Source organism: Chryseobacterium viscerum (assembly GCF_025949665.1).
Classification (GTDB): domain Bacteria; phylum Bacteroidota; class Bacteroidia; order Flavobacteriales; family Weeksellaceae; genus Chryseobacterium; species Chryseobacterium viscerum_A.
The window spans coordinates 3093849-3116167 of sequence record NZ_JAPDFT010000001.1; the positions used below are offsets into that span (position 1 = coordinate 3093849).

General features: G+C 35.8%; 11 protein-coding genes and 4 tRNA genes. 9 read left to right on the forward strand and 6 right to left on the reverse strand.

Translation table 11 applies throughout. The features are described from left to right. The first annotated feature begins 29 nt into the window (after window positions 1-29). From OL225_RS13950 to OL225_RS13965, 4 genes are all read left to right on the forward strand, one after another. On the forward strand, window positions 30-3116 hold the full coding sequence (locus OL225_RS13950) for a T9SS type B sorting domain-containing protein (RefSeq protein WP_264518649.1): 3087 nt from the start codon (window positions 30-32) through the stop codon (window positions 3114-3116). Window positions 3117-3387: 271 nt separating this feature from the next. Then, on the forward strand, window positions 3388-4662 hold the full coding sequence (locus OL225_RS13955) for an erythromycin esterase family protein (protein WP_264518650.1): 1275 nt from the start codon (window positions 3388-3390) through the stop codon (window positions 4660-4662). Continuing rightward, window positions 4662-5564, forward strand: coding sequence for an ABC transporter ATP-binding protein (locus tag OL225_RS13960; RefSeq protein ID WP_264518651.1), 903 nt, complete (start codon window positions 4662-4664; stop codon window positions 5562-5564). The genes OL225_RS13955 and OL225_RS13960 overlap by 1 nt, the downstream gene beginning before the upstream one ends. Beyond that, window positions 5557-6339, forward strand: a complete 783-nt coding sequence (locus tag OL225_RS13965; RefSeq protein WP_264518652.1) for an ABC transporter permease — start codon at window positions 5557-5559, stop codon at window positions 6337-6339. The genes OL225_RS13960 and OL225_RS13965 overlap by 8 nt, the downstream gene beginning before the upstream one ends. A gap of 104 nt (window positions 6340-6443) precedes the next feature. Here OL225_RS13965 and OL225_RS13970 read toward each other — a convergent pair whose 3' ends face one another. The 6 genes from OL225_RS13970 to OL225_RS13995 all read right to left on the reverse strand — a co-directional run bounded on the left by OL225_RS13970 (window position 6444) and on the right by OL225_RS13995 (window position 20309). Next, window positions 6444-6968: a thermonuclease family protein gene (locus OL225_RS13970; RefSeq protein WP_264518653.1), complete on the reverse strand. Its 525-nt coding sequence runs from the start codon at window positions 6966-6968 to the stop codon at window positions 6444-6446. A gap of 139 nt (window positions 6969-7107) precedes the next feature. Then, on the reverse strand, window positions 7108-7743 hold the full coding sequence (locus tag OL225_RS13975) for a hypothetical protein (RefSeq protein WP_047374087.1): 636 nt from the start codon (window positions 7741-7743) through the stop codon (window positions 7108-7110). A 5-nt stretch (window positions 7744-7748) separates the two neighbouring features. Next, window positions 7749-7961: a hypothetical protein gene (locus OL225_RS13980; RefSeq protein WP_264518654.1), complete on the reverse strand. Its 213-nt coding sequence runs from the start codon at window positions 7959-7961 to the stop codon at window positions 7749-7751. A gap of 207 nt (window positions 7962-8168) precedes the next feature. Further along, the gene (locus OL225_RS13985) at window positions 8169-8570 is read right to left on the reverse strand and encodes a hypothetical protein (RefSeq protein WP_264518655.1); all 402 of its coding nucleotides are present in this window, start codon (window positions 8568-8570) and stop codon (window positions 8169-8171) included. A gap of 7 nt (window positions 8571-8577) precedes the next feature. Then, complete coding sequence (locus OL225_RS13990; protein WP_264518656.1) at window positions 8578-18915, reverse strand: SpvB/TcaC N-terminal domain-containing protein; 10338 nt, start codon at window positions 18913-18915, stop codon at window positions 8578-8580. An 8-nt stretch (window positions 18916-18923) separates the two neighbouring features. Next, entirely contained in the window at window positions 18924-20309 is a 1386-nt protein-coding gene (locus OL225_RS13995; protein WP_264518657.1) for a T9SS type A sorting domain-containing protein, read from the reverse strand. A 468-nt stretch (window positions 20310-20777) separates the two neighbouring features. On the opposite strand from OL225_RS13995, the gene OL225_RS14000 reads away from it, so the two are divergent. The 5 genes from OL225_RS14000 to OL225_RS14020 all read left to right on the forward strand — a co-directional run bounded on the left by OL225_RS14000 (window position 20778) and on the right by OL225_RS14020 (window position 22264). Beyond that, window positions 20778-20852 (forward strand) — tRNA-Pro (locus OL225_RS14000). A 32-nt stretch (window positions 20853-20884) separates the two neighbouring features. Next, window positions 20885-20958 (forward strand) — tRNA-Arg (locus tag OL225_RS14005). Window positions 20959-21202: 244 nt separating this feature from the next. Beyond that, window positions 21203-21277 (forward strand) — tRNA-Pro (locus OL225_RS14010). A gap of 32 nt (window positions 21278-21309) precedes the next feature. Continuing rightward, a tRNA-Arg gene (locus OL225_RS14015) sits at window positions 21310-21383 on the forward strand. Window positions 21384-21664: 281 nt separating this feature from the next. Then, window positions 21665-22264, forward strand: coding sequence for a TetR/AcrR family transcriptional regulator (locus tag OL225_RS14020; RefSeq protein WP_264518658.1), 600 nt, complete (start codon window positions 21665-21667; stop codon window positions 22262-22264). Window positions 22265-22319: the final 55 nt, after the last annotated feature.

A 22319-nucleotide genomic window follows, 5' to 3' on the forward strand; every position in this document is an offset into this window, starting at 1 on the left:
CTTATTTAATCTAATCTTCCTTAAAGCTTATGAAAAGGATCTTATTTATCTTTATATTACTATTTGCCTCATCATCTGTTTGTGCACAAAGGGATACAGACCATTGGTTTGCACCTATGATCGCGAGTTCTTCGAACGGCTCACCCAAACAGGCATTATATCTTTCCACAGACAGCAATACTCCTTTCCCTGTCAGTATTTACAATAACAATACTGTGATAGGAACAGTTACCATCAGCAAAGGAAGTCCACAGAGTTTTGATGTTCCGATGAATCTGATGATAGGACAAAATACAACCGATGCGATGAGTGTAAAAACAAGGGGACTTTATCTTCACGGAGACCTCCCGTTTTTTGCCACGTACAGGTTTTCGGAAGTTAATCATGGAGAAATTCTGACATCCAAGGGAAAAGCCGGAATTGGTAATAAATTTTATGCTGTATATGCTCCATTAATGAACAATCAGCCTTCGCAAAATTTTTCCTGTGGTATTCTGGCAACCGAAGACAATACCCAGATCAAAGTTTCAGGATATGGTATGACTACGTGGTTCTATAATAATTTTAACGGACTTACCCATCCCAGTATTACAATCACCCTGAATAAAGGACAATCCTATATTTTTGCCGGATTTGCCAATAAACCGGGCAACAAAGACGGGTTTATCGGTGCTAAAATTGAAGCTACCAAACCTGTATCTGTGACCAATGGAAATTATCATGGTCAGTTTGGAATGACACCTCCTTATAACGGCGAGGATATTATCATGGATCAGTCTGTTCCGGTAGAACGTTTAGGTCAGGAGTTTGTGCTTATTAAAGGAATGGGAAATCTTATTCCTGAAATTGAGGGAGCTATTGTTGTCGCTACAGAAAACAATACAGAGATCAGGCTTAACAACAACCCAACACCTGTGATAACGCTCAACGAAGGGCAGTATTACAGGGTAAGTGCAATGAATTATGTACTCAATGGGCCTTCTCATCACAATATGTACATCAAAGCTTCAAAGAATGTCTATGTCTATCAGTTGTTATCAGGTATTGCAGACAATGATGCTACGGAAGGGTTCAATTATATACCACCTCTTAACTGTTTTCTTCCTACTGTTATTGATGAAATAGGAAAAATAGGAGAACTTCCTTATTATACAACTTTCAATCCACCGCTTTTTGTAAAGCTTAATATTCTTACCCAAACAGGAGCCGGAGTAACAGTAAACGGAGTAACTCCTACCGCAGCAGAAGGACCTTTCCCTGTCTCCGGAACTCCAAACTGGGTTTCATACTCAATTCCCAATATCTCTGGAAATGTTACAGTGACTTCTACCAAAGCAGTTACAGCCGGTATTATAGGAGGTAGTGGAAATCTTGGCTACGGAGGATATTTTGCAGGCTTCAATTCAATTCCGGTGATCAGTAAATCTGCAGGCGAATGTGTTCCGGGAATTACTTTAGAAGTAGAAAGCGGCTTTGACCATTATCAATGGAACCTCAATGGAAATCCTATTCCGGGAGCTAACGGCAACACCTACAATCCTACTCAGGCAGGAAATTATACAGTATCCATCACGAAAAGCACATGTACTCCTCTTACAACTTATCCTTACAAGGTATACAGCTGTCTTGTGAATACCGTAAAACCAATGAATGTCTGCAGTGCCGGTACACCTACTACCATCACTCCTGCATTCTCCAATTCTACACAGACTCCGGTACCGGGGACAGTGCAGATTATTACCCCACCTGCCAATGGCACTTTAACGATAAACCCAACAACTGGAATTCTTACCTATACGGCCAACGCAGGAACAATAACTGATACTTTCACTTATAAATTCTGTGGAAATGATCCTGACTTTACAGATTGTGAACAGGTAAAAGTAAATGTAACCGTTCAGCCTCTGATTTTAACGGATACTACCGTAAAAACCTGCGAGACCAACGGAACGGGTATTTTCGATCTTACTACAGCTGCTGTAGGAGGACCGGCCAATGCCATCAGAAAATATTATCCTACCATGACAGATTTAAATGCCGGAACCAATGAAATTACTCCTGCCAATGCCTATCTATCAGCAGTTCCTGCCACAGCGTTTGTAAAGGTAACCACCGTTGAAGGCTGTACGGCAAATGCTAAAATAACCCTTCAGTTTTATCCAGCTCCAAATGTGCAGAACGCAACTCTTAACGGATGTTTTGTTCCAAGCAATCCTAATACAGGAACTTTTGATCTGACTACTGCTCTTGTCACTACCACTACTCCTGTGACGAAGAGATATTATTCTACTCTTACAGATGCCACTAATGGAACGAATGAAATAACCACTCCAACTGCTTATATTTCTCCAAATACAACAGTTTATGTGAAGGTAACTACGGGTAATGGCTGTTTTGATTTCGCCCAAATTACTTTAACGGTCATTCCACCCAAGCCCTCTCCTCTTTTAGTGGATCAGTATATATGTCCTGATGCAAGAACCACACTGGATGCCGGGCCGGGTTATACCTCTTATTTATGGAGTACAGGAGCAACGACACCTTCTATCATTGCTTCCATAGGTAATTATTGGATAATCCTGACTTCCAACGGATGTGAAACAAAACAATTTGTAAAAGTAATGTCTGTTCCTATTCCCAAAATCAAGAAGATAGAAACCACAGGAAATACGGTTACCCTCACTGTGGAAGGCGGCACACCTCCATATCAGTATTCAAGGGATGGAATGATATGGCAGGATTCTAATGTATTCAGTGGTCTTCCAAGAGGTAAAAATATTTTTTATGTGAAAGATTCCAGCAACTGTACTCCTGTAGAGACTCAGATCCTGGTTCCGAATCTTATTAATGCCATTACTCCCAACAGTGACGGCATCAACGACACCCTGGATTATTCTGAGCTTGGGTTTTTGAAAGATCTGAAGTTTGGTATTTTCAACCGATACGGACAGCTCATTCATTCTTCTGATAAGAATAATAATTTAAAATGGGATGGTACCATCGGTGGTACTCCCGTGAACAGTGGTACTTACTGGTATGAAATAAAGTGGATGGATCCGGATACCCAAAAGCTTGTTTCCTATACTGGATGGATTCTGGTAAAAAACAGGAATTAAATCAGATACAACTTCCTTATCAGGATTGTAATACTTTTTGTTTAAAGAGACTGTCTCATTTTTTTGAGACAGTTTTTTATTTTTTAATCCATCATCAGACTTATATATTTCCCGGAACCAGGAAAAACAAGACGAATTGACATCATTTTTCGCATGGCATTATTTTCGACCAAAGAATAAACAGTTTTCATATAAATCTTTTGTTTTTTATTAAATTTAAAACCAAATAACAAAGTGAATATACATTTAGCAACTGGGTAATTTTGAATGGATGAAAAAAATACTTTACACTTTTATAATTTCTGTCATTGCAGTTTTAATCCTGAATAAAATTGTTTTTAAAGATATTCCCGAAAAAGAAAAACAGGAACTCCTGAACGACGTCCAGCGGTACAAACATCCCATAAAAAGCATTTCTATGATCTATCCGGACAATAGCGATCTGAAGGTTCTGGACTCTGTGCTTCAAGAGAACAGGATTCTAATGCTGGGAGAAAACATCCATTATGACGGAGCTACCATGCAGGCCAAAAGCAGGCTCATTAAATATCTTCATGAGAATATGGGGTATAATGTTGTGCTCTATGAAGCAGGACAATACGATACATGGATGATGAATGAAGAAATGAAGAACCACAATCTGAAAATTCCCTCAGCTTCTATAGGAGGAACGGGACTTTTTGATTTTTGGTGGAATAATAAGGAAACCCATCCTTTGATCAGTTATTATCAAACAACTAAAACTTCAGCTCATCCGATAGAACTGGGCGGGTTTGATATTCAGTTTTCCGGAGATGAACTCTATGAAAAACGCGGTAAGCTGCTGAAGGATTTTTTAAACAAAAATTCGATTGAGCTTAAGCCATTTCCTCTTTTAAACAAGAACCTTAATCAGATCTCTAATTTTATGTACAAAGGGTTTGCCAGTAAAAACTTACCCGGCAATCAGAAAAAGGATATTCTGGAGGAAATCAGCAGACTGGAACATGTGGTTTCAAAATTGAAAAAAGATCCTGAAAACATTATGTATGCACGGTATTTACATGACATGAGGAACAATTTCGATAAGATATGGAAATACAAATCCGGATCTATGCAGAGTATGCAGTTCAGAGATTCTTTGATGGCTAAAAACCTTATTCATCAGATTGACTCCGTTTATCAAGGACAAAAATTGATTGTCTGGTGTGCAAATTTACACACTTTTGCAAGCCGGTACAGCAAAGATTATTTGCCTTTGGGCGCTTATATCAAAAGTAAATACGGAAAGGCTTCTTATATGATTGATTTTTCATCCTACGCCAAATACAATAAAACCAGAACATTAGTAGATAAACCGGGAAAACTTGCCATCGAAAATACATTTCACGCAACGAAGACCCCTTATTTTTTTATCAATCTCAGAAATATCCCGGAAAGTTCCGTACTGAAGAAAGAGTTTGTATCCACCATCAACCAGGGAACAGATCAGAAAAAAGTCTGGAGCCGGTTTTTTGACGGAATATTTTATATAGACACCAATACTTCTTTAACACCCATCGAATAATGGAAAGCATCACTACTAAAAATCTCAGCTATACCATAGGTTCTAAAACCATTCTGAACAATATCAACCTCAATATTCCCGAAGGCAGTATTTATGGCTATCTGGGAAGAAACGGAGCAGGAAAATCGACCACGATCAAACTCCTTTTGGGACTTCTGGAATCATCAGGTGACAATATTTTCATTCAAAATAAAAGCTTAAAGCAGAATAGAACAGAAACTCTCGCCAACACAGGAAACCTGATTGAATCTCCTTGTTTTTATACCAAGCTCACTGTTTCTGAAAACTTAAAATACCTGGACATTATCTATGGTAAAGGAAACAAAAGGATTGATGAGGTTCTGGAACTGGTAGATCTTCTTAACGAAAAGAAAAAGAAGGCAAGCGCCCTGTCTATGGGAATGAAACAGCGTCTTGGAATTGCAATGGCTATTTTTCATGACCCGAAACTTCTGATTCTGGATGAACCTCTCAACGGACTTGATCCTCAGGGAATCTTTGAAATGAGAAAACTCTTCCAGCATCTGAATGAGCTGGGAAAAACCATTTTCCTTTCGAGCCATATTCTGAGCGAGCTTGAAAAAACGGCGACCCACATCGGAATTATAGAAGGGGGACAAATGATTTTCCAGGGAACAAAAAATGATCTTCTAAGCAAAGTGGAAAAAGAAGTTGCTTTAAAAGTTAATCCTGTTGAAAAAGCATTATCTCTGCTCCAGGGCACTTTTTCCGCAACGCTGAATAATACAAACAAAATTTCTGTAAGAATCAATGATGATAAAGAATTCAACGGACTTCTCACAACGTTGATCCAGAATGGAATTGAGATCTATGACATAGAATCTCAAAGCACCAATCTTGAACAGATCTTCATTAATTTAATTGCTAAAAAACATGACTAATACCAATACTTTCTTCAAAGCTTTTTCTTCCGAGCAGTATAAACTCTCGAAAAACAAAGAGATTTTCGGGATTCTGCTGCTTCCTGTTTTAATCATCTTTGCGATTGATCTGTACATGGTTTATGATGTACTCCGTTCTGGAATGGAAGAATCAGAGGGAACGGTAAATCCCTGGAAAATGTCATTGGGAAGGACTGTGTTTATGTTTTTCTATCTTCTCTACCCTATTCTGGTATCGCTTTTTGTACATGCCTGCTGTGATGTGGAATACCGGAATAATAATTATAAAATTCTGTTCACACTTCCGGTTTCCAAGGCTAAAATATTTTTCTCAAAAGCTATATTTATCCAGATAACTGTTTTTTTCTCTGTGCTTTTCTCTTATCTGACTTTTCTGCTAAGCGGATATCTGCTAAGTATCATTTTTCCACAGCTGGGTTTCCAGAATTATGATTTCAGAGAAGTGATATTTTATGTCTTTCTGAAGTTTTTCATTACTCTTTCTGCCATTGCTATGGTACAGCTAGCTTTGAGTCTTCTTTTTAAAAATTTCATTTATCCTATCGGTTTTGGAGTATTCATGCTGCTTTTCACAACGATTATCCATGAGAAAAAATTTGCTGATTTTTTGATTTATACCGGTGGCTACAAATCAATGGAAAACTTCATGAACGAAAATATCGCTTTTGAAAGAATAGATTACTGTAATATTGCTGCCATTTTTATCTTTATGGCTGCGAGTTTTTATCTTTTTGTAAAGAAGAAAGGGGGATAGAAAAATTGCTGGAAGCAGGGAGCTGGAGGATAGAAGTTCACACTACATCATTTGATAGATATTAATTAACTTCCCTCTCCCATCTTCACGCTTCCTTTCCTAATTTACGCTACTTCTTTTACTTTTGTTCCGTTCTTAGCAGCTTCAATTTTCTTATTATTTCTAAGCTCACGTTTCATTTTACGGTAATCCCAGGGAGCGAGAGCATTACTATCCTGCCAAAGCCCCATCCTTTTAAGCTTTGCAGTTTCCTGCAGTTTCCCTAAAGAATCATCTTTGGAATAGGAGTAATACCACCATCCCATTCCAGCTTTGATAAGCTCTTTGGAAAGGTATTTCCCATCATCATAATACACTTTCGCAATAGATCTCCCATAACGGTCCGTGTTCGTCTCAACAAAGCTTACCGTTTTTCCAAATACCTGGGCAGAAGTAAACTGTTTGGCATTTTTCCCGAATGCCTGTCCACTTTCCGGACAATCGACTTCGGCCAGCCTGATTTTTTTTTGCTGGTTTCCTTTTAAAAGTAAAGTAATGGTATCTCCGTCTGAAATTTTGATCACTTTTCCGGTAGTCTGTGAGAATAGAAATGCGGGGAAAAGTACGTACAGCAGCATTAATCGTTTCATGGGGCAAATATAGGGATTAGTGGGTCTTGTTTAATTAAAAAACCTCGCAAAATGCGAGGTTTTTATAATATTGAATTGAGTTATTTGTTTTTTTCACCTCAAAGTTGGGAGACTTTGTGGAACAGGCATTTCAATTCCATCAGTGAAATGGTATAGCTACAAATGTATTTTCAAAAATATCTAGTGGTAACGTTTTATCTACATTTAACAGTGTACAACCTTTATTACAAATACAAAGCTTTATTAGTTCTCCATTATGACTATATCCATTTAAAATTAATGCCTGGACACCATCTGTATCTAAGATTCTAACAAATTCTTTAAATTTTTCAACTCTATCTGAAATCTCCAGAAAGTTTAGATTGATATCAACAAATGATGTATGCATTTCGGTTACTATTTGAAAAAAATGTTGCCCAATATTATAAGCTGTAAGATCTTTAAATTGTTCATCAGATATTTTAAGATCTGTTTCCAAGCAATCCAAATAAACTATCCTGTCAGCTGATAAATAGTTTTGAGTGTATAACTTGGCACCTAGTGAGATATTAATATTATTTCTTCTGAAAGCCCTTTTCCATTCATCTATTTTTATTAAAATATTTTCATCTGAATATTCCCATAAAAAAGAATAAACCTTCTGATTGGGAAAAAGATCAGCCATTTGAATACCATCTCTTTGACTGTAAAATAACCAAAAACTATCGTAATTGAGTAATTCATAATTAAAAAATTTCGACAGATAATAATTATTGGAATCTATATAGGATGTCATAAAAATTAATGTTGTTTTCCTGTTTTATTTGTAGAGCGAGGCATTTGTCCTTTAAAAGTATAATGGGCTCCTTTCTTATTATGATAATGAGGAGGTTCGTATACTTGCTCTCGGATTATAATATCTCGCTCCGTAATATACAGCCCTGTTTCTCTATCCAGTTCTTTTGCATTGAACTTATATGGGTTATCATATACTCCTGTTCTCTGCTCCAGCATGGTTTCTCCGAATGGTAAATTTAAGAAAAACTGTGTACTCTGAGCACTGGAATAAATAACATTACAAATGATAAAGACGATTCTTAAAGTACAAAACCTCGCATTTTGCGAGGTTTTTTTTAATATTAAATTAAGTTACTTTTGATTTTTTCACCTCAAAGTCAGGAGACTTTGCGAAGCGGTGCTAGTATTTTTAATGTTAATTATTTATTCTAATTGCCATATCAAATTATACATTTTTTTTTGTTTTAAAAATTGTTCCTCACTAACCTCTTGTACCTTGTATTGTTTTACATGATAATAATAAGTATTATCATGAGTTAAATATTGATTTTTATAATTATTATTTATGAATTTATTTCCTTCTAAACTTGATATGGCAATAATTTCATCTTGCTTTATATATACATCTAAAACACTTGGAACTGTTAAACTATATCCATGTTCCTCTTTATGCATTAAATTATATTCTCCGTTAATCTCTACTACAAAATATTTATCAATAAGATGAACCTCATGCTTATTTGTAAAGAAATCTGACAGAAAAATTCTTATGACAAAGAAAGCTCCTAATAATATGATTATGACTAGAAATATTTTAAATTTCATTTTACAATTATTTAATTTTTGAATTTTTATAGGATTGAATAAAAAAATCTTTTGTTGGTACGGTCCACATATATAAATGAAACTTGCTGCTACTGCTACTCTTATCCCTTTTTAATAAGCCATCTGTTGCCGACCCTAATGTTTTACTGTCAAAAACACTCATAATGACATTTTTCCCATCATCACTTACTCTTGCTGTTGACCAAAAACTTCCTAATACATTCTTTTCTTTAAAGAAAGTATTATCCTCATAAAATTTACCCGAAATAAAGTCTCCTAAAGAATTCATAGCTATTTTCCAAAATTCTTGACCTCCAATTTTCCCAATATCATAAAAGTAACCTTGGGTTTCTCCATTCTCAATTTTTCCATCTTTACCTAATAATTTTGCTAATTCAACTTGAGCTTGTTTTACAGAACTTGTATTTTTCACTAAATCAAGAACAGGTCCCGCCATTACAGTATTTTGTGGATCTGCTTGAATCCCAAATATTCCTCCAATAAATTTAGCCGTCTTATTTCTAGTATTAGCAGTATGATCAAAATACCAAGTTTGTGTATTTGGATTAATCCTAAAACCATTTGTTTCAAAAGATTTAAAATTATGAGCTCTTCCCTCATACTTTTTAACAATATCTACCTGCTTCCCATCAGGATCAATATACTTAATCGGATTCTGATATGTATAAATATAAGGATTTAGATTACCCCAATAAAATACTCCTCCATTATGTTCTCCATCACCATAAAACTGAGTCTCCATCGCCGGATTGTAAACAGCCAAAGGATCCACTCCATACCAAATACTCGCTCTTGGGTTATAATACCTCGCTCCGTAATAATACAGCCCTGTTTCTCTATCCAATTCTTTTGCATTGAACTTATATGGGTTATCATATACTCCTGTTCGCTGCTCCAGCATCGTCTCTCCGAATGGTAAATTTAGGAAAAACTGAGTACTCTGAGCACTGGAATTGGTCACAAATGTTGCCGTTCCTAAATGGTCAGTATGTAAATAGTATAATCCTAACTGGCTGCTTGGTCCGTTTAAAGTATTCAGCTCTGCTAAGGAAATATCACCTACTCCTGCTTTTTCAAGATACGTTTTAAAGTCAACAGAAGGGTCAGGTTCTCTCATTGTTGTTCCCTGATCCGATGTTCTAAGGTTTAATGGAACAAAAATATTGCTTCCATCCATCACCCTGCTGGCAAATCGGGTTGATCCTTCAAAATAATGTTTGGTATATTGCCCGTTTAAAGATACCGTTACATATGGATTAGGATACAAAGTATAATCAGTTAAGCTTAAGCTACCCGGATCTACCAACTCTCCGTTCTGATACAGCTGAGAACTTCCATGAAGGTTATACTTAATCGTTCTTTCTCCTTTATCATCATACGCATAATATTGGTATACACCAGAATCGTCACTGTAAAAAGCTTTTAAACGATCCTGTTCATCCCAGAACATCTGCTTGGCACCAAACTCATCGATATGCTTAATGGTATTCCCATTATAATCATACTCGAAGAATTGTTGGTTTCCACTGACATTACCGTCAATGATTGCTTCTACTTTATGAGTTTCCGGGATATATTTATAGTTATTAGAATAAGTATTCAATGGGTTCGGCTGCTGGTCGATCTGATGCACCTGCTCTTTCAATACAATTCCTCCACTTTCGTTATATTTTACCCTCTTAAGATCGAAATGAGAATTACTTTGTGCGTATGGAGAAGTATTGGGTGTTGTAGGAGTTCCTCCTTTGTCATTAAGCCCCATATCACTTTCTGTACCAATCAATCTGTTTAAGGTATCATATCCATATTTGAAAGCATAGGTTCCTCCCATTTGATTCGGAGTTACCCCTACATCATTAGCAATACGCACAATATTTCCTCTCTTGTCATACTCATAACTGTTGGATAGAAATTGAGTGGTAGGATTCAATAGACCGGAATGACTTAACCTTCTGTTGGTATCAATATATGAATAGTTGGTTTTAGTACCGTTTCCATAATCTACATTTGTTCTCTGTTCATAATAGTCATATTTAATATTCTGAATATAATTATAGCTGCCATTGGTTATTTTCTTCAAATTTCCACCAAGATCATAGCTGTAAGTAAGCTGCTCTCCATCAGGATATGTCAGCTTTTTAAGACGGTTCCAGCTGTCATAGACATAATCCGTTTTGAACTCCATGGTTGGAATATTGTACCCGAATATTCTGCGGGTTTCTGATGTTACCTCTCCTAATTTACCATAGTTATAAGTAGTATATCCTGTACCATCTGTTTTCGTGATGATTCTTCCGGAATTATTTCCTGAATTAGCAGGCATATAATCGTAATGAACATTATTAGGATTTACTGAACCACTAGGAAGGTTAGGAAGTTCAATATCAGTAAGTCTGTTCTTATCATATTTATAATGGATCTGATGCGTCTGTATAGCAGGATCATTCACCAGGTTCGGAGTTCCCAACCAAGTCAGATGTCCTGCAGGATCATATACATAGGTGGTAAGCCCTTTATCAGGATGTACCATTTCTGTTCTTCTTCCTGCAAGATTATACTTATAAGTTGTTTTAATACCTTGCGGATCAGTTACGTTAAGCAGTTCACCTATTGTATTATATTCAAACTTTGTAGACAGAGGATCATTATCCAGATAATTTATTTTCTCAACAATCTGTCCCTCCGCATTGGTGAAAGTCTCTATTTTGGTATGATCCAGTTCTTCAATACTTTTAAACAGATTTCCTTCTATTTCATAGCGAATTGATTTTTCAACACTATCTTCATATTTAACATTCGTAATTCTATCAGAATGGTCATAGGTATTCGCCAGCATATATTGGCTGAGATTCAGATTCAGATTATTATCCTGAAGATCTCCTTCCTGAGGCTGATATTGATAGATCTGTCTTCCCAGTACATCAAATACCGGTCTTCCTGAAATAGATCTGCGCTCTACTCCATTAATATCAACATCCTTTTTCACCTGTATGACTCTTCCCATGAAATCTGAATAGGAATCTGTGTTAATCAGGTTACCTGGATGATCTGCATCATAATGGGATGTCTTTGCACGAAATATTTTAATACTCTGATTGGAATTTGGAATCCCATAATGATCAAAATAATAGGTGTGAACTATCGTTGAATTTCCGATAAGACTGTAAGGATCATTTGCAGCAATCATTCTTCCATAATCATCATATGCGTAATCAATTGAATTCCCCGTAATATCTATACTTTTTATTAAAACATCTAAATAAGGATTATACAGTCCGAAAGAAATATATCCGAAGGCATCCGTAGTTCTCGCAACATACTTTCCTGTTTCCCCATCATATTCATAGGATATTGAATATCTGTTTGAAGTTTCATCTGGTGGATAAGTAACCGTTTTTACGTTTCCTGATGCTTCATAGGTATAATCTGTTTCAATATTTTGGGAACCATCAAATACAATATACTTTCCAATATCTCCGGTATTTGCATTAATGTTTTGTGTACTTCTCTGCCTTAAAAGTGTAGAACCTGTTCCGTCATATACATTAATTTGCTTTGGTACACCTATAATATTATTATTTAACTGTCCCCAGTACTGTATAGCTGATTTATACGAATTGGTAGGGCTGGTATAGGTATAATTTGAAACCAATCCGGTATTATAATCATACTCCATTTTTTCCGTAGTCTCTATTTCCCCGCCATTTTCAAATCTCGTATTGATCTTTTTATCCAGCAGAACCGTAGCCATTCTTCTTCCTTCTTTTCCTCCGGTATCAAAACTTTCCGTTAAGTAATTAGGGTCTATTTTGGTTACATTATCTTTAAATCTATATAAACGATAGTTATAGATAACCTTAGAAATTAATTCATCATTACCCGTAAGGATTTTACTTTCTTTAATTAATCCATTTAAGAAATAACTTGTATTATAATACGTATCTACTGTTTTACGGTACGTACTTCCTGCAGCACTTAATTGCTCGCTGGTTACTTTTTCAAATCCAAAGTTGTCTCTTTCTCTTCTGTCGTATTTAGATTTTTCAAATGTATATTTCGTTACAATATCTTTTGCTGCATCCGACTGAGTATAGTTGGTGCTGAATACATCTGGGTTCAAAATTCTTACTTCATCTACCACCAGTTTAGCATGAGGATCCTGATAATTCGGCTGTGTAAATTTATAATTTACTGCATACTGTCCTTTTGTTACAGCATGAGTAACTGTTTTAAGTTTATTTGTTTTTCCGATTAATGAATAGTTAACAATGAAACCATCGTTCGTATCTACTACCAGATCCGGGAAACCATCTCCGTTCATATCTCTGAAAGTCTTCTTGGTTTCAGAAACATTGATTCCTAAATTCGCTGTCGCACCCGCACCTGCTTTTATAAAAATAACCAGAATTGCAGGCGGAATAATTGGAATAGGTCCAAAATTCAGCATCAGATTTCCTCCAAAAGATACATAACCATTGTAAGAACCTGTTTCTTCAGTAAAATCAACTTTTCCTGTTGACTTAAGCAATGGAACTGCAGTATCAAATTTGTTCCCCAGATTGTAACGCACTTTGGCAGACTGATTACTATTATCTACATCAATGATATCAACCAATCCGTCACCATTAATATCCTCATATACTACCTCCGCTGTACCTTTAGATCCGGATCCTCCTGCACTCGCACTGATCCCGAAACCGAAGCTGCTTAAAGCACTTAAATCAGCAAAAGATCCAAGGCCTCCTCCTATAGAAAAGTTAAGACCTCCTATTGGACGGGAACGATAAGAAGCCATATTCTGATAGAACATTGGTTCTGATAAACTCTTTCCGAGATTTAACATTACCGTACTAAAATCAATAATTCTATCTGGTAATCCATCTCCATTAACATCTGTCCAAAATGCTCTTCCGGTATCATATGAATTAAAGTAGTCACTAGCTCCCGCTCCGACTGTTACTCCAACTGACCAAGGCATTGAATTGTTAGCATGAGAGTCATTTCCATTTGAACCATTTACTTTAATTCTTCCGCTGGCAGAAAAGACGTTAAATGAAAACCCTAAAGAATTTACTTTTAAATAGCTGTAAGAATTGGTTGGAAAATCACCAGTCGCTACAAGCTTGATGTCATCTAAGCCTCCTACAGAGTTTGTATACTGGATAGATTCCGGATATACCATATCAGGATAGCCATCTCCGTTCAGATCTGCAAACGTCTGTGTTTCAATACTACCATTTTTAAGAGGTAGTGTTTCTGAATTCCCGGCACTTACTGTTCCTACACTTAGACCGCTGGTTGTATTATTTGATCGGCTGCTCTGTTTCTTACTGATTGCTTTCATTGTAGAATCTAATGAAAGAACTCCGTTCACTAAAGTTGTTGGTGATATTGCCGGAGGATTTGGAATAGGATTTGAAAAATAACTTACTTCTTCATGATCCCTGAAAGAAGTTGCCGTTGAAAACTGTTCTTTACTTGTTCCTATCCACCTCTCTACTTTTTTCATCGGTAAAGGACGGGGTTGTATAACCCATTCGGAATATGGTCTCATAGGAGAAACATACTGAGATACAGTATTATTTCCTGTATTCGGATTACCATTTAATGCCACACAATCTGTCAAAGCCTGCCCGGTTAGCCCCTGACAAGATGTATTACCGTTTGTTGCCACACAATCTGTCAACGCTTGTCCTGTTAATCCCTGACAAGCTGCATATGTATTCTGCAGCGCTACATTCCCAGTGAATGCTTGTTCTTCAATAGGTGTACCATAACTGTAATCTACAAAATTGTTTGGTTTATATAAAAATTGACCCCAGTTATTATAAATAGCGGATTTTGTATTATACATTGCTGTATTTACTGAAGTAGGCCACACAGTGGTCAACAAACTGGTAGTATCATAATAAACATTAAAAGGTTTTCCTTGAAAATACTCTGAGTATTTATTAAATAAGGCATATTCAGCACCCGTCTGACAATAAACCTGTACCCTAAATCCTAAATCAAAAGTAGGCTGCGTTAAGCTCCCTGTATAAATTGTAACTGGATCTATTCCCGGAACAGCCTGTCCTGTATACATGTTCTCCTCCACCAAGGTTGGAGTGGTACCCTGTGCAGCTGTAATGGTCACTTTTCTCTTGGCAAGAACATGATTTTCCTTTTTGATTACATAATAAAAACTTCCTGTTCCCAAGGTAGTAGCATTCGCTATATCCTTATTAATCTGAACCCCAAATTCATGAATTCCGGTAACCGGAGGATTTGTTGGTGTTAATCTGATGTCAAGCCTCTCCTTAAGTTTAGTAACTGCAAATGAAGGATACTGAGCTGCCGGATCAAAATTTGCGCTGAAATTGCCGTTGTTAGATGTCGTTGCATTATATCCTACAGAAATTGAGTTGTTCCAGTTACTGGTAAGGAAATTTGTATATGAATCTGACTCTACAATAAACTTCAAATAAACCGGTTCGCTTGCATTTACAGATATTGAACCATTATATTCCTGTGTACTGAATGGTGAATCGCTTTGAACATAATTCTCAGAGTGCAAAACAGTGACAGCACCGGTAAGTGCATTTTCCTTGATCACCTTAAAGGTAAAATCATCCGTAGAAGAAGGAAAATTAACACTGGAAACAACAATGTTTGCCGCTCCGTTAGCATCAAGATATATAGGTGCTATAAGATTATTCAGGAAAAAGTTGTTTCCATAACTTCCATTATTCAATCGAAACTGATCCTGCTCCATGTTTCTGCCTCTCAATGCCAGCCCGGTGGCAGGATCAATATAAGTAACCGTTGGATTAGAATCTATTTGCAGATTGTCTTCCGAATTCTTGTGAAGCCTTATATATACCTTATCCCCACTTTTCACAAATAATCTGTTTGGATTATTAATTGCACCATGTACATTATATTGGGTATTTCCTGCAGGTACATTAATAATCTGAGAATAATAATCATTATATTTCGAAATAGTGAAAGACTGTGACAGATTATTAGGATTAAGCTGCGTTAAAAAGATCCTTGCATGATAGAAATTATTAGGCTGGGTACTTCCAACTACATAATCAGGGTTCGCTATCTCTACAGAATAGTATGCCTTATCAGTGGGTTTTAACACAGTGACAGGGTTTAAAGGATCTGTACCACTTATACTCACATTATCATTAATAGTAATGTATCCGTCCTGAGAAGCAATCCATACTTTTACTACATCAGCAATAGGAGTTGGAGGGTATTCAGGCTCCACAATAGGTGGAACTTTAGGCCCTGGAGGTGGAATAAGAGGCGGCGCTATAGGCTTGACCTTAACCACCATATTTTCTGTATACTCTGAATGCTGGGTCATCTCAGGGCTTCCTCCCTGATTATACTTATTAAACCAAACCTTTCCGTCATTTACAATATCTACTAACCCATCAGAATTAGCATCAATCAGAAAGGTAGAAGTAATTCCTTTTGAAGTGGATGTGATGGAGGACTTGCTATATACAATTGCTCCCATATCCCACCCTGAACTATTGGTTTTGGTCTCTGTAAAAGAAAAATTACTGTTATAATTCAGAATCGGTTTAGACGGTAAGAATGATAATTTACCATATATATCTAATTTCCCTTCACTATAGATAAGCCCGGAAGATGTTCTATAAATCATATCCTGTATACCATCCCCGTTAAAGTCAATCAGCTGCTGTACATTTTTAGCTTCAGCAGTAGAATATCCAAAAGGGAACCCAAACATCAAGTGGCCATAAGCATCATTTGAGGAGTAAAAAAAATTTAATCCTGCTGCTGCTCTGAAATTCAGACCGCTTTCAGTAGAAACATTCCCATTAATTTTTGAAGGCTTCAGCATATTTCCAATAATACTGCCATAAGGGCTGCTCACTCCATTGCTAACCTGAATTGTATTATCCGGACCAAAAATCTGATTGTTTTCAACTTCATTATAATATTCAAAACTATAGTCATCAACTATTGGAAGAGGATCAGGATATTTAATATTATATCCTTGAATGTATAATCTTCTTAATCTTGTTTTTGAGAACTGTCCTTCTTCATATTCCGATTTGTAGCTACGGATTTTTTGGGTCTTATAACTAACATCAATGCTATTCAAAAGATAGGGCTCTACCCTTTTTACTCCTTGTTTGGCATTAATATTAATATCCTTCCTGCTTACGCTATTTTCAGTAACAAAATTGACACTATAATCCTGATTTCTACCATAAGTTATTTTTTGAATATGAAAATAAGTTCCTCCGTTAGCATTATTACCTGAACCGATATTAACATTCGTATTGTTCTGATAGGTAAAAAGCATTCTATTACCGTGGGTATCTTCTATCATTCTCAATCCCCAATGAACAATCTGGCCTTCGCTATTTTTTATAACAGAGTTATCACTTCCACCATAATAGCTTTTAGTACCATTGGTAGAGGTAACCGTCCATGAATAAGTACCTATACTATTTCCCTCCCTTTCTATAAGGGTAAAATCATGATTCTTTCTAAGATAAAACTGTTTTTTTCCTGTTGCATTTCTCGGTTGTCTTGCAGTTGTAATATCCGTAGAGGTTTCACTTACATTATTGTGTCTGTGAGGCAGGTAGCCGCCAGGATAAACAAGCATTTCGCCATCCAAGGTGTAAAGTTCAGTTTCTTCTCCTCCAAACATAGGCGTTCCCCATCTTGTATCTACAGTAATCGCAGATAATCCCTGAAGATCCCATCCTTCGCCCATCCATCCGTTACCGGCACCGCTGTTGTAACCTATAGCTAAAGAAGGCTGCAATCCTCCCAAACCAGCAGGAACCTTGATAGGATAATTCATATTAGCATCTCCTTTCTGGCTTGCTGTAGGAGCATTCATGAGCTGCATGGCAGCCATCGGATCTGCGGCTTTCAGTCCACTGATACTTGTTGGTGAAAAAGCTGTCGTTTGGGGAGATTCCGGAGCGGAAATAATTCCGTTGATATAATCATGGTCTCCATCTCCTTCTACCATTACCGTTTTATTTTTCTCATCAACAACTGATTTGTCTGCTACCCATTGTTTCTTCGCATAATCAAAATGGAAAATTTTAATGTCTTTAGGAGAAAACAGTCCCAGCCTTTTTGTGTCGTAAGGAATAGTAATCTTTGCCTTTTTCTCCAGCTTCCCGGAAACTATAGAAAATCTGTAAGCGGCATTATTCAGGGTTACATTCTTAAGCCCCTGAGATACTGCAGGAATATCTTTTTCTCTTAATTTCAGAACTTCTATGTAAGCTGATTCTGATGTTCCTTTTTCTATAGAAACATTCATATTTTCATAGCTTATACTGAATTCTTTATCTTTTGAAATTTCAACACCTTTTGGTTTTGCATAGTAATGGTCAACTACTTTAAAGGCTTTTGTTGAAGCCGGAATTTTGTAAGCATTAGTTATACCTCCTGCAATAACAGAGAAGGAACCTTCTTCCTTATTTTTTTCTGAAAGTTTGACAACTTTTTCAAACTCACCATTTTTTACAGCAACAACTTCATTATTAACCACCACATCTGATAATGATGTTGTCTTTCCTTTTACATACAACTGATCTCCTGACAGTGCAGAACTTACGATCAGATTATTATCTGACTTTTTATCTTTTTCAAAAACAATACGTAAGTTTTTTACTTTGTATTTTACCCCGGCTGAAGGTGAAGTAAATAATATGGAATTAGAACCTGTTTTAATCAGTTCCGAATTGATTGCCTCTTTTTGATGGCTCCATTTTGCGCTTGGAACAATAATTCCTCCCCCTATTGCAATATTATGATTGATAGATCTGGATACTGACTCATGAGAAGCCAATCCAAATAAGTCATATTCAAGATATGCTACAGTGTTTTTTTCCGCAGATGGAATATCAATGGTAAAGAAGTTATCAGAAACTTCATCCTCTTCCTGATCGGTGAAAGCTCCAATAGTTCCTTCTTTTTCCTTTGACGGATAAAAATTCTTATTGTCTACAGCAACATCATTTTTAAACTCAGAGAATTCTGAATTTCCCTTTGCTGAATTTAAAAAGACAGGGTGATTTTCACCTAAAATATTCTTTTCAGGTGATTTTTCAGATTGTGTTAATTGATTAGAAGGATTTTCTTTTACATCCTGATCAAGTAAATCAACTTTTTTATCAGTCCATTTACTTATCAGCTCTTTTTTGAATACCTGTATCTTCTGCCTGTCTTCTTTGGTAAAGCTTGCAAAGACAAACATCAACGCAAAGAAGCCTATCAGCAAACAAGACTTCCTGGTAACAGGAAATTGATCCGTATTTATTTTCATGGTTTAGTTTAATCAACAATTAATTTGAACGTTTTTATGATTTTTTTATCTTGGATAAGATTAATGATGTAAGCACTTTGAACTTCCAGCTGACCCGTATAATGATTTGATTTTCGGTCAATATTATCAAATTTGACTAATCTTCCGGCTCCATCATAAATTGAAATTCCAAGTCCTTCCATAGGAGGAAAAGTAACGGTAAAAATTTGTCCTTTTTTAACAGGATTCGGATAAAGATTAATTTTAGTCAGATTCAATGATAACTCTTCGCTATTAATTGATAATCCGGAACCTGAATTTTGATTCGTTCCTTCATTCTTAGCATTTTTCAATGGACTTACTGCAAAAGTAAAATGAGCTGTATCACCACTATCAAAATCATTAAGAAAATCAACTTTATTAAAAACAATGTAATTGGCAGCTTCAGATCCTTGAATTTTCTGAATACTTCCGTCAGGTTTTTTCAAGAACATCCAATAAGTAATAAGCAGAGACCTTGGATTCACTGTTTCCTTCAATATTCTTACGCTGTAATCGGTTTTAGAAACTTTATTACCTATGAAATTAATTTCCCAGTTTTTTTGCAAAACATCAAAGTTTCCATCATTTTTTAAAACCAGTTCATTATTATCATCAGACCAGATAACAAACTGATTATTCTCAAAAACAGCCTGATTCTCAATATTTGTTCTTTCAATAGAATTTTTCCCAATTGTTAAAAACAGATCAGACTGGTTGGAAGACTGTTTTTGATACAGTTCATTACCATTATCTCTTCCTAATCCAGTAGGCTTATATCTGAACTCTTTATGCTTTTCAGGATCCCAGATCACCTTTCCGTCACTGCTGTAATATTTCCCTTTTTCCAGTGAAATTCCATATTTAATAGAGAGATAGGAATGTATCCTGCCAAGATCCGAAGATTTTGCTTTTCTTGGGAAAAATATCATCTCGTAAAGATTTTGATCTTCAAATTTAATTTTCAGACTATCAGATTTTTCACGGTTCGGATCGGCCACTGCTACAAACGAAAAAATACTCGGTCTTTTTCTAATCTCAACATTTTTTTCTCCACCCGTTTTAAAGTTGTTATTTCCCAGGGAAATCTTTTTTTCAGTATTTTCCCATATCAACTCATCTTCCTTCGACCGGTGGACCGCTGTAAGAGTATGACTCTTGTTTTTACTGTATTTAATATATTTTTTGAAAAGCTTATCCCTGATACCGCAATGAAAATTGAGCAAATTTTCATCTTTGCACTTCATTACTTCACGAAGTGTTGGATTGGCTTTTTCCCATAGCTGGGCATCAGATCCCACTAATTGAGAATAAACAGACACAGAACACGATAAGCAAATTACCGCGAATGCCTTAGAATAAAAAGGGTTATACATGTGCTAGATATTTTTTACCAAATGGATAGTCAGCAGAAGCCAACCGGAGTTTAGTTTGAAAAATTCATCAAAAAAGAAAACTATCTTAGAAATTCAGGAATATGATAGTATAATGGGATGGAAATGACTGATTTTTTCATGGTATTATTATGGTATTAGTTTTTTTTTGCAAATCTACAAAAGAAACATATACCACAAGTTTTTTTTAAACAATTTTTAATAATGAAAAAAAGACTATGATTCTTTCACTTTTTTTAAGTGATTATAAAAAGTCCCTTTATTAAAAAGTACAGACACATGAATAAAAAAGACATGATAAATTAATGGTTATTAATCATATAAAGTTAATGAAATTCTATTCGTGAAAAATTAATTAAAAATTATCCTTGATTTTCTTTTTTTATTAAAAAAAGAATTGCAAATTTGCAACCCTAAAAACGGAGTAAAATTCGTTACTGATAATACTTTCGGGGCGTAGCGTAGTCCGGTCATCGCGCCTGGTTTGGGACCAGGAGGTCGCAGGTTCGAATCCTGCCGCCCCGACTGTTTTAGTAGTTTTCTCAAAACTACTTTATGGGTGCGTAGCTCAGCTGGATAGAGCATCTGCCTTCTAAGCAGACGGTCAAAGGTTCGAATCCTTTCGCGCTCACTGAAAGACTTACTGGAAACAGTGAGTCTTTTTTGTTTTTGCTCAGTTCTGTGTAAAGGTCAGCCATTTTAGTAAGTGACAATAAAAAAATATAAGACTATGGTTTTTAAATAAGTATGACTAATCAAAAAGTCTTCACTAAAAATTAATTAAAAATTATTCTTAATTTTATTTTTTTATTTAAAAAAATATTATACCTTTGCAACCGCAAAAACGAAGTAAAATTCGTTACTGATGACACCTTCGGGGCGTAGCGTAGTCCGGTCATCGCGCCTGGTTTGGGACCAGGAGGTCGCAGGTTCGAATCCTGCCGCCCCGACTGTTTTAGTAGTTTTCTCAAAACTACTTTATGGGTGCGTAGCTCAGCTGGATAGAGCATCTGCCTTCTAAGCAGACGGTCAAAGGTTCGAATCCTTTCGCGCTCACTGAAAGACTTACTGGAAACAGTGAGTCTTTTTTGTTTTTATTACTTATCGTTAAATTTAAACTATAATATTCTATCGTAAGTACAAAATCTATTTTTTTAGCAACATTATCTAAGGGAGAACAAAGAGTTAATCTATCTCATTGATTTTTTCTAAGCGGACACATAGCAGAAGTTTTATTCTATAGATCCGAAGAATAAATCATCTATTTTTTTTTACAATTTGACAAAATTTGTTTTTTTGTCAAAAATAATTTAATTTTGCACTCATAATTTCAGACAATGTCAGCTCACACAGAACAAGACCAGCTTTCACAACAAATCCTTGAGACCGCTTCAGGACTGTATTTAAAGTATGGTTTAAAGAAGGTGACAATGGATGATATTTCAAAAGCAGTTGGAAAAAGCAGAACTTCAATTTATTATTATTATAAAAATCGTGAAGAAGTCTTTCAGGCGGTTTTGGATAATCTGATCAAAGAAGTTATTTCTGAGATTGATTCCAATATGAGGAAGAAAAATACTTTTGAAGGAAAAATTCAGGAGTTTTGTATGGCTAAAGTAAAAACATCAGAAGAAAGATCATCATTTTTCAGAGCTATAGAAGCAGGAATGGACAATGAGGAGAAGTCAAAACACATCACCGATGCCCACAACCGAATGATGGAAGCAGAAAGAAATCTTTTGCTTAATTTATTTTCAGCGAGCATTAGCAATGGTAACATTCCAAAAGTTGCCATCGAAGAACAGGAAACCATCATCTTTATTTTACAGAGTAGTATCAGGGGAATAAGGCGCGAGATGAGTTTAAAAAACAATTTTGAAAACTTAAACAATACAGTGAACACTCTAACCTCTATGGTTACTAAACATATTGGGTAAAAATTTTTTATTTCAATTTTGACACTTTTACATTATTTGTCAAATAGTCTATTTT